This window comes from Delftia acidovorans SPH-1, assembly GCF_000018665.1.
GTDB classification, from domain to species: Bacteria; Pseudomonadota; Gammaproteobacteria; order Burkholderiales; family Burkholderiaceae_C; genus Comamonas; species Comamonas acidovorans.
Genome location: NC_010002.1, coordinates 4,199,214 through 4,214,138, shown reverse-complemented (window position 1 = coordinate 4,214,138; position 14,925 = coordinate 4,199,214). Strand labels below are relative to the sequence as shown.

Sequence of the window (14,925 nt, the reverse complement as noted above, 5' to 3'; positions counted from 1 at the left end):
AGGCGCCGATTGTTTCGTGGATTGCACCTGCATGTGCACCGGATCATGCAAGCGGCACACGTCAGCCAAAGCCGACAGGCAGGGCACCACAAGGCAGCAGCGGCTCACCAGCGACTCCCTGGTGGCTCACTGGTGGCTCACTCATGCCAGGGAGCGCGGTACTCCAGCATCTGCGCCAGCGGCACCGGCCGCTCGAACAGATAGCCCTGTGCATGCTTGCAGCCCAGGGCATGCAGCAGCTTGGCCTGGGCCTGCTCCTCCACGCCTTCGGCCACGACCTTGACGCCGAAGCCCTGGGCGATGCGCAGCACGGCGGTCACGATGGACTTGTCGGATTCGGACTCCGGCAACTGGCCGACGAAGCTCTGGTCGATCTTGATGCAGTCAAAGCGCAGGCGGCTGAGATAGGCCAGGGAGGAGTAGCCGGTGCCGAAGTCGTCAATGGCGATCTTCACGCCCAGCGCGCGGATGGCGGCAATGCGCTGCAGCGTGGCGTCGCTGTCGTCCAGCAGCATGGACTCCGTCAGCTCCAGGGTCAGCAGCCGGGCGGGCAGGCCGCTGGTGGCCAGTGCCTGCTCCAGCGTGGAGGCGAAGTCGGACTGGATGAGCTCGCGTGCCGACATGTTGACGTGCAGCTCGAAGTCAGCGGGCAGCCGGGGCAGGTGGGAGGCGATGTCGTGCGCCGCCGTGCGCAGCACCCATTCGCCCACGCTCAGGATCAGGTCCGACTCCTCGGCCACCGGAATGAAGACGCCGGGCGGCACCATGCCGCGCGTCGGGCTGTTCCAGCGCACCAGGGCCTCGGCGCCGACCATGCTGCCTGTGGCCAGGTCCACCACGGGCTGGTAGAACACGCGCAGCTCGTTGCGCTCCACCGCCTGGCGCAGCTCCATGGCCAGCTGCGTGCGGCCCAGCATTTTCTGCGCCAGGCTGGGCTCGAACAGCAGGAAGGGGTGCGAGCCGCGCTGCGCCTCACCCAGCGCAATGCTGGCGTTGCGCAGCCACTCGGGCAGCACGCCCGGCAGCAGCTCGCCGCTGACGGCGCCCGCGCAGGCGCGCAGCACGATGTCGTCCTTGCCCACGGAAAATGGCTGGTCGAAGATTTCCAGCAGATGGCGGCATTTGTCCTGCATCTGCTGCGGCGTGCAGTCATGCAGCCACAGCATGGCGAACTCGTTGCTGGCCGTGCGCGCCAGCAGGGCAGGAAACTGCAGATGGTGGTTGCGCAGCCGCTCGGCCACGGCCCGCAGCAACTGCTCGCCCGTGCCGTGGCCCACATCGTCGCGGACGCTGCGGAAATTCTGCAGCTCCAGCAGGCACAGCGCGGCAGGGCAGGGCGTGTTGGCGGCTGCCGCCGCATCGGCCTGCTCGATCAGGCCGGCGCGCGTGAGCAGCTGCGTCAGGCTGTCGTACTGCAGCAGGGTGCGCATGTGCTCGAACGATTCCTGCAGCCGCTGCGCCATGTTGTGGAAGGCCGAGACCAGGGACGATGTCTCGACCAGGGACGTATCCGGCAGCGCCCCTACCGCGCTCCAGTCGCCCTTGGCCAGGCGGTTGGCCGCATCGGCCGTCACCGCCAGGGGGCGCAGCGCCCGGCGCAGGCACCACACGCCCAGCCCCAGTCCCAGCAAGGCCAGGCCGAAAGCGAGGACCAGCGCATGGCGGCTGTCCGCCCGCATGCTGCTGACCAGATCGGATTCGGGCTGCAGCACCAGGATCCGCCAGTCGATGCCGCGTGCATCGTGGAATGCGGTGACCTGGCCGTGGTAGATCTGCCCCTGTTCCTTGAAGCTCAGGTTGATGGTTTTCTCGGGACCCGCTGGCGCCGATGAATCCGCGCTCAGATGCGCAGGCAACAGGGCGGCCAGGCTGCGCAGCGCAAGATCGGGACTTTCGGACAGCCGCAGGCGCACGGGTGGGTCATAGGGGCCTTCGCGCCGTTTCAGCACCGACAGCTCGGACGAGTGCGCCACCATGTAGCCCTGTGCGTCGACCACGGCGATATGGCCGTTGCCACGCAAGGGCTCATCGCGCAGAAAGCGGTTCATGCTGCTCAGCCGCACATCGGCGGCCACCACGCCGGCCAGCTGGCCGGACACCCGCACGGACGTGGATGCGGAAATCGTGGTGTCGCCCCGGTCGCCAGTCACCGTGTAGATGGGCGACCAGTGCGGGCCGTCTTTGTGGATGGCAGGCTGGTACCAGGGGCGCACGCGGGGGTCGTAGCCGGCAAGGCTGGACATGGGCGGGCCGGGCTCCAGCCCCTCGAAGATCTGCAGGGCGCCCTGGGTGCTGCGGTCCTGAAGAATCAGGCGGTAGCGGCCATCGGGCTCCAGCCGCACGCCCGTGTATTCACCTTGTACGCCGCCAAAGCTCAACAGGCTGATCTGGTGGTGCTGGGCATACAGCTCGGTGAATGAGCGTGTCAGATAGTCATAGATGGGGCGCAGGTCGCCGGGGGTGTAGAGCGCCTGCCGGGCCACGGTCTCGGCCAGGGCCTGCTGCACGCGCAGCGGGGTCTCCAGGTAATCGGCCAATTGGTGGCGCGTGGTGGTGGACAGGGAGTCGAGCAGCCGCAGGCTTTCGCGGTTGATGAGTTGGTCCACCTGGCGCTGCTGCCATGCCGCCAATAGCCCGGCCGTGACCACGAACACCGCTATGAAGGGGGCTGTGACTGCCGTGCGAAGTGAGAGCCTGAAGGCGGGCATGCAGAGGTTTCCGTAGCGTGCGCCGGGCAGCCAAGGGCCGGATCTGCCTGCGACAGCGGCCATTGTGCAGTGCCTTCGCAGCCCTGCACCGCCCCCGAAGCAGTCCGCCCCTGGGCGCTCCCGTGGTTGATAGGAAAATTTGTTGATAAATGGTTTCCGGTAGAAAAAATGAATTCTTGATGGTGATTTGCCAGAACGCAAAGGCGGGCCGTGGCCTGCGCAAAGCCGGCCATTGCGCCACTCGGTTTACATATCCGTTTACAAATTGATCGCCATTACATGTAGACATCACATGTAATGGTCGCTATGGTATCCGCATGGAACAAAAGACATCAGCCCATTACCAGCGCCTGCACCGGCAACGGCTGCGCGAACAGGGGCTGGTGAAAAAGGAGGTCTGGATTCTTCCAGAGTACGGCGCGGCATTGCAGCAATTGGAAAAGCAAATGCGCGTGCCGGGATTGCAACCGGAATCAATGGTTCTCATCCACAAGGAGGGCGGCATGGACAACAGCAGACAGGCATATCGGGATATTCACGCCTTGGCGGGCGATCTGCAGCAATCGGCACTGGTGCAGGGCGGCCGGCTCCATATCGAGGTGCTGGAAGGCGCAGACGCAAGTTTGCTGGTCAGCCTGCCCGAATTCGGCGATCTGCCGGTGCATGTGGCGCTCTCGGGCGACCAATTGGTGGTGGAGGCCTTTCTGTGGCCCGCCGACCAGGTGCACGACCGCGCCGGCCTCAACGAGCAGATGCTGCGCCTGCAAAAACTGTTTCCCTTCACCACGATGGCGCTGGAACCCCAGGCCCACGGTGGCGAGGGCTACGTGATGTTCGCCGCCCTGCACGCCAGCAGCAGCGAGGGCGACATCATTGCCGAGATCCTGACCCTGGCCGACAGCGTCATCCAGGCCACCGAGGCGCTGGCCCACTACCTGACGCCGGTGCCCACATCCGCATCCGCACCCGCATCCGCGCAGGCCTGACGCCCCGCCCGTTGAAGACACTGAGCCCCTAGGAGATCATCATGACCATCTGGAACAAGCTGGTGACAGCGTTGCGCGGCGCCGCCCACGAGGCCGGCGAGGCGGTGACCGACAGCCAGGCCCTGCGCATCCTGGACCAGGAAATCCGCGATGCCGACAGCGACCTGAACAAGTCCAAGGAAGCGCTGGCCGACATCATGGCCAAGCAAAAGCTGGCGGCCGGCAAGCTCAAGCAGACCCAGGAACGCATTGCCGAGTACGAGGGCTATGCCGTCAAGGCGCTGGACACCAGCGACGAGGCGCTGGCGCTGGAAGTGGCCGGCAAGGTCTCCGTGCTGGAGACCCAGCGCGACGAGGAGCAATCCCAGCTGGACGCCTACACGCAAAGCGTGGAGCAGCTGCGCGTGGCCATACAGACGGCGCAAACGCATATCAAGCGCCTCAAGCAGCAGGCCGACACGGTCAAGGCCACGGAAAGCGTGCAGCGCGCCCAGGCCACGGTGGCCGGCCGCTATGCAGGCTCGCAGACGCGCGTGCAAAGCGCACTGGATTCTCTGGAGCGCATCAAGCAAAAGCAGGCCGAGCGCGGTGCGCGCATGGAAAGCGCGGCCGAGCTGGCGCGCGACAGCAGCGAAGATGCGCTGGATGCCAAGCTGCGCGCTGCTGGCATCACGCCCCAGGCGGGCAATGCGCAATCGGTGCTGGAACGCCTGAAGGCGCAGCGCGCCGCAACTGGCGGAAAAAACGCTTGATGCGCGGCCGTTGTCCAGGCAGGCACTGCCAGGCCTGCCGCCTCGGCTGCCGGATTTGAGGGGAGGGGAAAAACATGTCTGCGTTCCTGCAATACGCGTTTGGCTTTCCGACTTTCATCTTTGGCGCCTTGCTGCTGTTCATGCTGCTGTACTGGCTGATCGCCATGCTGGGCCTGCTGGAGGTGGACTCGCTGGACCACTGGGTGCTGTTCGACGGCAGCGACCATGCGCACGGCGTGGAGCATTCGGTCAGCGCGCTGGCCGGGCTGCTGCTCAAGGTGGGCCTGGGCGGCATTCCGCTCACGGTCATCCTCACCGCGCTGTTCCTGATGTCCTGGCTTGCCTCGTATGTGCTGTGCCATTTCGTGCCCATGCCCCAGGGCTGGACCCTGGTGAACCTGCTGACCGGCTCCCTGGTGGCTGCGGCAGCCATGGTGCTGGGCTTTGCCTCCACCGTGCTGCTGCTGCGCCCGCTGCGGGGCATCGTCAACAAGGTGGCGCCTGCAGAGGAGCCCAAGGTGCTGCTGGGCCGAACCGGCCTGGTGCGCAGCGCCGTGGTGGACGGCACGCAGGGCTACGGCAGTGTCGAGGACGGCGGCGCGGGCCTGAACGTGCAGATGCGCTCGCCCGAGCGCGCACTGGGCCGGGGCACCGAGATCGTGCTCATCGAGCACCTGCCCGAGCACAACGCCTGGCGCGTGGTCAGCAAGGCCGAGTTCGACGGCACCGAGCTGCCGCGCTAGTTCCGGGATTCCCACAAGGCCCGAGCGTCCGTTCGGCGGGCGCGGCCTTTCCGTTTTTTCAGCGTTTTCACAGATAGCAATTCACAGGGGAGATTCGCATGAACATGAGCAACATGGAGTGGTACATCGTCGCCGGGGTGGTGATCGGTTCCGTCTTCGTCGTCATCCTCGGGCTGTTCGCCCTGGTCAAGGCCTTCTACATCAAGGTTCCGCAGGGCACGGCGCTGATCATCAACGACACCACGTCGCAGCCCAAGGTCAAGTTCACGGGCGGCCTGGTGCTGCCGGTGATCCACAAGAAGGAATTCATGCAGATCTCGCTGCTGACGCTGGAGATCGACCGGCGCGGCAAGGAAGGCCTGATCTGCCGCGACAACATGCGCGCCGACATCACCGTGGCCTTCTACCTGCGCGTCAATGAAACGGCGGAAGACGTGCTCAAGGTGGCCAAGGCCATCGGCGTGGACCGGGCCTCGGACAAGACGGCCGTCAACGAGCTGTTCAACGCCAAGTTCTCCGAGGCGCTCAAGACCGTGGGCAAGCAGATCGAGTTCGTCAAGCTGTTCGAGAACCGCCAGGATTTCCGTGACCAGATCATCCATGTCATCGGCAACGACCTCAACGGCTATGTGCTGGAGGACGTGGCCATCGACTACCTGGAGCAGACGCCCAAGTCCTCGCTGGACCCCAACAACATCCTGGACGCCGAGGGCATCCGCAAGATCACCGAGCTGACGGCCAACCAGAACATCGTCACCAACGAACTGGAGCGCAACTCGGACCTGGCCATCACCAAGAAGAACGTGGAGACCAAGGAAGCCATGCTGGCGCTGGAGCGCCAGCAGGCCGATGCCGAGGCGCGCCAAAAGCGCGAGATCGCCACCATCCAGGCGCGCGAGCAGGCCGAAACCCAGAAGGTGCAGGAAGAAGAGCGCCTGAAGGCCGAGCAGGCCCGCATCCAGACCCAGGAGCAACTGGACATCCGCGAGGAAAACCGCCAGCGCGAAGTGGCCGTGGCCCAGCAAAACCGTGAGCGTGCCGTGGTGATCGAGGTCGAGAAGGTCACGCGCGCCAAGGAGCTGGAGATCGTGGCCCGCCAGCGCGAGGTGGAGCTGCAGCGCATCGAGAAGGAAAAGGCCATCGAGGTCGAGAAGGCCAACATCGCCAACGTGGTGCGCGAGCGCGTGGTGGTGGAAAAGTCCGTGGCCCAGGAAGAGGAACGCATCAAGGAAGTGCGCGTCGTCTCCGAGGCCGAGCGCATGAAGCAGGTCACCGTGCTGACCGCCCAGGCCCAGGCCGAGGAAGACATGGTGCGCCAGGTCAAGAAGGCCGAGGCCGAAGAGGCTTCCTCGCGCCACAAGGCCGTGGAAGTCACGACCATGGCCCAGGCCGAGCTGGAAGCGGCCAGCAAGACCGCCGAAGCCAAGAAGAAGCTGGCCGAGGCCATCGAGGTCGAGCGCGCCGCGCCCGGCCTGGCCGATGCCAAGGTGCGCGAAGTCACCGCCGCCGCCCTGGAAAAGGAAGGCCTGGCCCAGGCCCGCGTGATTGCCGAGAAGCTGATGGCCGAAGCCAAGGGCCATCAGGAAAAGGGCCTGGCCGAGGCGCGCGTCATCGAGGCCACGGCCGACGCCAACGAAAAGCAGGGCCTGGCCGATGCCAAGGTGCTGGAAGAACGCCTGCTGGCCCAGGCACGCGGCGAGGCCCAGGTGGGCGCCACCAAGGCCACGGTCACGCGCGACGTGGGCATGTCCGAGGCCGATGTGCTGCGCGACAAGCTCTTCGCCGAGGCCAAGGGCCTGACCGAGAAGTTCACCGCGCTGGCCTCGCTGTCCGACCAGGCGCGCTCGCATGAGGAGTTCCGCATGCAGCTGGAAAAGAACTTCGAGCAGGCGCTGGCCGCCATCGAGGCCAACAAGAGCGTGGCCAAGGACCAGTCCGAGGTGCTGTCGGCCGCACTCAGCAAGGCCAACATCGACATCGTGGGCGGCGAGGGCGCCTTCTTCGACAACTTCGCCAAGGCGCTGTCCGTGGGCAAGGCCGTGGAAGGCGTGGCGGGCAAGAGCCCCATCGTGCAGGACCTGATCAGCAAGTTCCTCAGCGGCAAGGGCGGCGCATCGCTGCTGAACGCGCTGGGCGACGGCAAGGGCCTGCCGCCCACGCAGAGGGTCGACTGAACGGGGCGGCCGCCCGGCCGCTCCCTCCACCGGCTGCCCAGCCTCCCGCATCCGCCTTCCTCCGCCCGCCTGCCAGCCAGTCAGCTGGCCAGGGAGGGCGTGAATGGTCCCTGACACGCGAAAGCCCGTGACGCCCATGTCCCAACCGTCCCCATCGTCTTCACAGTCCCTGTCCCCCGACACCGCGGCCTCCGCCGTGGACCAGGCAGTCGCCAGCGGCGGCTCCTACGAAGTGCTGGCCAAGCGCCTTGACGGCCAGGGGCAGGCGCTGGAGACGCTGGCACGCCAGCTCAACGAGGAGCGGCTGGAGGAATTCGGCCGCAGCCAGATGGAAGTCATCGGGCGCATGCGCGTGCGCACCGAAAACAACTGCCTGGGCCGCGACATCGCCCAGGTCGGCGGCTATCTGCTGTTTGGCTACAACGTCTTCATGGGCCTGAAGCAGTCCACGCGCGTGGAAGACGTGTTCGTGCTGTACCGCCTGCACGAGGGAGAGCAGGGCTACGAGGTCACGCCGGTCGATCTCAAGGACAGCTTTCTGGGCATACAGAGCTTCGTGCAGGACTTCCAGGAGCTGTACGCCTACTACAAGAACACCCGGCTGATGCAGCTGGCCGTGCGCGATGGCAAGCTGCTGGCGAGCTTCCAGATCGGCGAGCGCCTGTCCGATGTGCGCGTGTTCCGCTGGTCCGTGCCCGTCGATGGCCAGCCCATCCGCTACATAGACAACCGGGGCGAGCGCGACATCGAGCTGCCTGCGCCCCACGACTTCGAGTGGCAGCGCGCCGGGCGCGAGCAGCTGGTGCAGGGACGCCATCCGCACATCAACATCCTGGACAAGGTCTTCGTCGAGACGCTGGGCGGCGACCTGACCATCAAGGTCGAGAACAACACCAACGACGGCCTGGGCATCTACCGCGAGCCCGTGCAGGAGAAGAACCAGTCGCTGGACGACGCCGTGTTCGAGTACGCCGCCGTCGGCAGCCTGATCCTGCTGAAGATCCTGCCCTACCGCGAAGAGCAGTGGCGCTACCTGATCTTCAACACCCTGTCGCGCCAGGTGCTGCGCATGGACGCCATCGGCGCGGCCTGCATCCAGCTGCCGCAGGACCACGGCATCATCTTCCCCGGCGGCTACTACCTGCAAAGCGGCGAGAACCGCTCGTTCGAGCAGAACATGCAGGGCATGCGCTACCGGCGCAGCATCCGCTCGCCCAACGGCGAGGATGTGCTCTACGTGTTCTACGAGCCCGAGAGCGGGCGCATGGCGCTGTTCAAGTACAACCTGATCGAGCGCGCCCTGCAGCCGCCCATCATCGGCCACGGCTATGCGCGCATGGACGACGGGCGCGTCGTCATCTTCGCGGCCGAGAGCAACGAGGCCTCGCGCGTGCACCCCATGCAGGTCTGGCGCACGCCCTTCGCCTCGGACGACTATGCGGCACGCCAGCCGCAGCGCGACAGCTTCCTGGGCCGCATCGGCAATGCCGAGCTGGTCAGCGGCATCTCCGACCTGTACAGCGTGCGCAAGGAAATCGCGGCCACCGAGGTCTCGCTGCCGCGCTACGAGCGCCTGATCGACGCAGCGCGCCGCCTGTTCGAGCGCTACCACTGGCTGGGCGCGCCGCAGCTCAAGGGCGTGCACGAGACCCTGCTGGGCATTGTCGCCACGGGTGATGCGGTCATCGACGAGTACGAAAAGGTCGAGAGCATCCGCAACGCCTCGGCCAAGGCCATGGGCGAGGTTTCCAGCCGCCACGGCCAGTTGCTCAAGACACTGCGGCTGGCCGACTGGAAAAGCATTGGCGAGTACGTGGACGCGCTCACCCAGCTGGGCCAGTTGCGCGGCCAGCTCATGGCCACGCGCGACCTGCGCTATGTGGACCAGGCCGCCATCGACACCATGGTGCAGGGCGTCAACGAGGCCCAGGCCGAAGTCTCCCAGCGCACGGCCGCCTTCATTGCCACCGACGAGGCCATGCAGCCCTATGCCGAGCAGCTGCAGGCGCTGGACCAGGCCGCGCAGGCGGCAGCCACGGTGGCGCAGATCAACGAGCCGCTGGCGCGCATGGCCGACATGGCGGCTGCGCTGGACATGCTGTCCGAGCTCATGGGCAGCCTGTCCATCGACGACGCCACGCAGCGCACCCAGGTGGTGGATCGCATCTCGGCCGTCTACGCGCGCCTGAACCAGGTGCGTGCACGCGCCGAGCAGCGCAGGTCGGGCCTGGGCGGCGCCGAGAACGTGGCCCAGTTCGCCGCCCAGCTGGCGCTGTTCTCGCAAAGCATCGTCAGCGCCCTGGGCCTGGCGCAGACGCCCGAGAAATGCGACGAGCAGCTGGCGCGCCTGCTGGTGCAGCTGGAGGAGATCGAAAGCCGCTTCGGCGAGCACGAGCAGTTCCTCGGCGACATCATGGCCAAGCGCGAGGAGGTGCTGGAGAGCTTCGAGGCGCGCCGCCAGTCGCTGCAGGACGAGCGCCAGCGCAAGGCCCAGGGCGTGCTGGACGCGGCCCTGCGCATCGTGCAAAGCCTGCCCAAGCGCATCGAAAAACTCGCCAGCGCCGATGCCCTGCATGCTTTTTTTGCAGGCGATCCGCTGATCGGCAAGCTCAAGGAGCTGGCCCAGCGCCTGCGCGAGCAACTGCATGACCCGGTCAAGGCCGACGACATCGACGGCCGCGTCAAGAACCTGCGCGACCAGGCGTTTCGCGCGCTGCAGGACCGCACCGAGCTTTACGAAGGCGACGGCGCCATCATCCGCCTGGGCCGCCACCGCTTCAGCGTGGGCAACCAGGAGCTGGACCTGACCCTGCTGCCGCGCAACGGCGAACTGTTCCTGCACCTGGTCGGCACCGAGTATTTCGAGCCCATGGACAACCCGGAACTGGCCGCCCTGCAGGCCTACTGGGATGCCTCCACGCCGGCCGAATCGCCGCAGTTCTACCGGGGCGAATACCTGGCCCTGGAAGTGGTGCTGGCCGCGCGCCAGCGCCGTGACGGCTGGAGCGAGGCCCGGCTGGCCCAGTTGCTGCCCGACGAGGCGGCACTGACCCAGGCCATCCGCGAGTTCTCCGCGCCGCGCTACCGCGAAGGCTATGAGCGCGGCATCCACGACCATGATGCGGCCCGCATCCTGCAGGTGCTGCTGCCCCTGCGCGATGCCGCCGGCGTGCTGCGCTTTGCGCCCGACGCCCGTGCGCTGGCCCTGCTGTTCTGGAGCGCACAGGCCCAGGTGCAGCAGCCGCAGCTGGCTGCCGCCATGGCGCAGTGGCCGCTGCGCGCCCAGCAGGCCCAGGCCATGCAGCAGATGTTCGGCAGCGAGGCCGAACAGCTGAGCCTGCGCACCGACATCTCCGAGCGCCTGCGCGCCTATGCCGAAGAGCGGGGCCTGCTGCGCGACCTGCTGCCAGGACAGGCGGCGCCCGCAGACAGCGATATCGACAGCCTGATCCACGGCGCCGCCGACTACCTGCAGGCCGAGCTGGCGCAAAAGGCCGTGCGCTTTTCCTTCTCCAGCTACAGCCAGTCGGCCATTGCCGCGCTGCAGGCCGCCGTGCAGCAGCAGGCCCAGCCGCTGCAGCGCTGGGAAGAAATGCAGGCCTACTGGCAGGGCGAGGACCGGCGCGACAAGGCCGTGGCGCCGCTGGACCAGCGCTGGCGCAGCGCGCTGCACTGGCTGCAGACCGCCTGCCGCGCGCTGGACGACGGGCAAGGGCAGGCCTGGCTGGCCTATTGTGGCGAGGCCGCCGCCTGGCTGTGCTGTGCCGGCCAGTTGCCCTGCAAGGTCAGCAGCGTGGACCTGCGCCACGAAGTGCCGGGCCTGCTGGGCCAGCATCCGCGCATTGCGGACGGCCGCATGTGGCTGCAGATCGACGACCTGGGCCAGCGCGCCGCGCGCCATTTCCGTACCTTTGTTCCCGAATTCGGCCGCTACCAGGCGCTGCGCCAGCAGCTGCTGCAGGACTGGCGCTCGCGCGTGCGGGTGGAGGAATTCAAGGCCCGGCCGCTGTCGTCCTTTGTGCGCAACCGGCTGATCAACGAGATCTACCTGCCCGTGATCGGCGACAACCTGGCCAAGCAGATCGGCGTGGCCGGCGAGAACAAGCGCACCGACCAGATGGGCCTGCTGATGATGATCTCGCCGCCCGGCTACGGCAAGACCACGCTGATGGAGTACGTGGCCAACCGGCTGGGCCTGATCTTCATGAAGATCAACGGCCCGGCGCTGGGCCACTCCGTGCGCTCGCTGGACCCGGCCCAGGCGCCGGACGCCACGGCGGCCAAGGAACTGGAAAAGCTCAACCTGGCGCTGGAGATGGCCAACAACGTGATGCTGTACATCGACGACATACAGCACACGCACCCCGAGTTCCTGCAGAAATTCATCTCGCTGTCGGACGGCACGCGCCGCATCGAGGGCGTGTGGAAGGGCCAGACCCGCACCCACGACATGCGCGGCAAGCGCTTTTGCGTGGTCATGTCGGGCAACCCGTACACCGAGTCGGGCGAGGTCTTCAAGATCCCCGACATGCTGGCCAACCGTGCCGACATCTACAACCTGGGCGACGTGCTGGGCGGAATGCAGGAGGTGTTCAAGCTCAGCTACATCGAAAACAGCATGACCTCGAACGCCGTGCTGGCGCCGATGGCCGCGCGCAGCCTGCAGGACCTGTACCTGCTGCTGGACAAGGCGCAGGGCCGGGAGGTCTCGGGCAATGCGCTGTCGCACGACTATTCATCGGCTGAGCTGCGCGAGATCGAGGCCGTGCTGGCCCGCATGGTGCAGGTGCGTGAACTGGTGTTCAAGGTCAACCAGCAGTACATCCAGAGCGCCGCGCAGGACGACGGCTACCGCACCGAGCCGGCCTTCCGGCTGCAGGGCAGCTACCGCAACATGAACAAGCTGGCCGAGAAGATCACGCCCGTGATGAACGACCAGGAAATGCAGCAGATGCTGGCCGACCACTACCAGGGCGAAGCGCAGATGCTGACCACGGGCGCCGAGGAGAACCTGCTCAAGCTCGCCGAGCTGCGCGGGCAGATGAGCGACGAGGACAGCGCCCGCTGGCAGCAGATACGCCAGCAGTTCCTGCGCCGCCAGGCCGCAGGCGGCGCCAATGCCGACGCCGCCACGCGCGTGACGGCGCAACTGGTCGATCTGGTCGCCGCCACGCGCGAGGTGGCCCAGTCGGTGTCCCAGTCCCAGCAGCAGGCGATGCAGGAAGACGCCGACCAGGCCCACGCATCGGCAGCGGCCGCGCAGGCCGCCACCAGGGACGCTGACCAATCCCAGACGCTACAGGCGCTTCAGGCTCTGCTGGCGCGGCTGCTGCAGACGCAAAGCGCCGCAGGAGACTCGCTGCACGGCATACGCGAGCTGATGGCGCAAAGGGCGGCCAGCGAGCCCGTCCGCACCCAGGCCAGCACCCCGTCGGAGGTACAGGCCGCCCAGGACCGTCAGGCCCTGGTCCACATGCTGGGCCAACTGCTGACCCGGTCGCTAGCCCAGTCCCTGGAGCCCGTGGTCACGCACCTGGACCAAGCCCGCCGCCAGCAGCTGGGCCTGCACCGCGTGCTGATGCAGGTGGCCACGCGCATGCAGGAGCAGATCGACGCCCAGCGCGCGGGCCGTCCCGTGCCGGCTGCGGGCGCCATACGCTCCGAGGAAATCGACAAGGCATTCGAGCGCATGCAGCGCGGCGACGTGCCGCCTGCGGCCTAGGCTCATCGCTGGGGCAAAGACGGGGCAGGGCGCATCGGCAAAGGCTGGGGCGCCTTGCTGGCGCTGCCTTTGCATGGGCCATGGGGCCCTCGCACGTCTGCATGCGCTGATCCGTCATCGGACAACCCGATGTCCCGGACGTTGGACCATCACCTACAACCCGGGGCGCGTCCCGAACCGATGCTTGGAGTGGCGTGTTCGCAGCAGTGTGCACGCCCCACGAAGAGCCAACACGATGGACGCCCCATGGAACACAACACCCAGCTTTCCGTTTCGCGCAGGGACCTTCTGATTGCAGGTGCCTCCACGGCTGCGGCAACGGCCGTGCCTCGATCGGCCGGCGCGCAAGTGCAGCCTCCCTCCATCCCCGAAGGGGTCCAGCTGCCCGTCACCCTGCAGGTGAACGGCCAGGAACACCGCCTGGACCTGGACACCCGCACCACGCTGCTCGACGCCCTGCGCGAGCATCTGCACCTGACCGGCACCAAAAAAGGCTGCGACCATGGTCAGTGCGGGGCCTGCACGGTGCTGGTGAATGGCCGGCGCGTGGTGTCCTGCCTGAGCCTGGCCGTGATGAACCAGGGAGCAGCCGTGACCACCATCGAAGGCCTGGGCACGCCGCAATCCCCGCACGCCATGCAGGCCGCCTTCGTGCGGCACGACGGTTTCCAGTGCGGCTACTGCACGCCGGGGCAGATCTGCTCTGCCGTAGGCATGCTCGATGAAATCAAACGCGGCATGCCCAGCCATGCCAGCGAAGACATCGTGGCCCAGCCCCTGGTGTCGGCCCATGAACTGCGTGAACGCATGAGCGGCAACCTGTGCCGCTGCGGGGCGTATTCCAACATCGTCGATGCCATCACCGAAGTGGCGGGGGAGGGGCGGACATGATTGCCTTCACCTACGAACGCGCCCAATCCCCCGCGCAGGCCGCCGCCGCCGTAGCGGCCCGGCCGGGCGCCCGCTTCATCGCCGGGGGCACGAATCTGCTGGACCTGATGAAGCTGCAGATAGAAACCCCCGTGCATCTGGTCGATGTGAACGGCACCGGCATGGACACCGTGGAGCCCACCGCGCAGGGCGGCTTGCGCATAGGCGCGCTGGTGCGCAACAGCGACCTGGCCGCCCATGCGCGCGTGCGGCGCGACTATGGCGTGCTGACCCGCGCCCTGGTGGCCGGCGCCTCGGGCCAGTTGCGCAACATGGCGACCACAGGCGGCAACCTGCTGCAGCGCACCCGCTGCCCGTATTTCTACGACACCAATATGCCGTGCAACAAGCGCGTGCCGGGCAGCGGCTGTTCGGCCATTGCCGGCGTGAGCCGCCAGCATGCGGTGATCGGCGGCAGCGAGGCCTGCATTGCCACCCACCCCAGCGACATGGCCGTGGCGCTGCGCGCGCTGGATGCCACGGTGGAGACCGTCCAGGCCGACGGCAAGGCCCGAGTCATCCCCATTGCCGACTTCCACCGGCTGCCCGGCAGCACGCCGCAGGTAGAGACGGCCTTACAGGCCGGCGAACTGATCACCTCCGTCACCCTGCCGCCGCCGCCGGGCGGCACGCACATCTATCACAAGGTACGCGACCGGGCTTCCTATGCGTTTGCGCTGGTGTCGGTGGCCGCCATCGTGCAGCGCGACGGCAGCGGGCGCGTGGCCCTGGGCGGCGTGGCGCACAAGCCCTGGCGAATGGAGGCGGCCGAAGCACAGATGCCACAGGGAGCCAAGGCCGTTGCCGACCGCCTGCTGGCGGGCGCCCGGCCCACGCAGGACAACGCCTTCAAACTCCCGCTGGCGGAGCGCACGCTCGCCGCGGTGCTGGACCAGGCCAGGAACTGACG

The 14,925-nt window shown here is 67.1% G+C and carries 8 protein-coding genes; 7 read left to right on the top strand and 1 reads right to left on the bottom strand.

Features of this window, described 5'->3' with window-relative positions; all coding sequences use genetic code 11:
• Window positions 1–137 precede the first annotated feature (137 nt).
• A complete protein-coding gene (locus tag DACI_RS19210; RefSeq protein ID WP_012205649.1) occupies window positions 138–2,771 on the bottom strand; it encodes a bifunctional diguanylate cyclase/phosphodiesterase in 2,634 nt (877 codons plus the stop codon).
• Between the two features lie 440 nt (window positions 2,772–3,211).
• Between DACI_RS19210 and DACI_RS19205 the strand changes: the two genes are divergently transcribed.
• From DACI_RS19205 to DACI_RS19175, 7 genes are all read left to right on the top strand, one after another.
• Window positions 3,212–3,694, top strand: coding sequence for a YjfI family protein (locus DACI_RS19205; RefSeq protein ID WP_225970961.1), 483 nt, complete (start codon window positions 3,212–3,214; stop codon window positions 3,692–3,694).
• Between the two features lie 41 nt (window positions 3,695–3,735).
• Window positions 3,736–4,446: a PspA/IM30 family protein gene (locus DACI_RS19200; protein WP_012205647.1), complete on the top strand. Its 711-nt coding sequence runs from the start codon at window positions 3,736–3,738 to the stop codon at window positions 4,444–4,446.
• A gap of 74 nt (window positions 4,447–4,520) precedes the next feature.
• Entirely contained in the window at window positions 4,521–5,189 is a 669-nt protein-coding gene (locus tag DACI_RS19195; protein WP_012205646.1) for a hypothetical protein, read from the top strand.
• A 98-nt stretch (window positions 5,190–5,287) separates the two neighbouring features.
• Window positions 5,288–7,363, top strand: coding sequence for a hypothetical protein (locus DACI_RS19190; protein WP_012205645.1), 2,076 nt, complete (start codon window positions 5,288–5,290; stop codon window positions 7,361–7,363).
• Window positions 7,364–7,499: 136 nt separating this feature from the next.
• Window positions 7,500–13,085: a DNA repair ATPase gene (locus DACI_RS19185; RefSeq protein ID WP_225970960.1), complete on the top strand. Its 5,586-nt coding sequence runs from the start codon at window positions 7,500–7,502 to the stop codon at window positions 13,083–13,085.
• 246 nt (window positions 13,086–13,331) lie between these two features.
• Window positions 13,332–13,976 carry an aldehyde dehydrogenase iron-sulfur subunit PaoA gene (paoA, locus tag DACI_RS19180; protein WP_043781983.1) on the top strand — a complete coding sequence of 215 codons (645 nt, stop codon included), beginning with the start codon at window positions 13,332–13,334 and terminating at the stop codon, window positions 13,974–13,976.
• Window positions 13,973–14,923: an FAD binding domain-containing protein gene (locus tag DACI_RS19175; RefSeq protein WP_012205642.1), complete on the top strand. Its 951-nt coding sequence runs from the start codon at window positions 13,973–13,975 to the stop codon at window positions 14,921–14,923. The genes paoA and DACI_RS19175 overlap by 4 nt, the downstream gene beginning before the upstream one ends.
• Window positions 14,924–14,925: the final 2 nt, after the last annotated feature.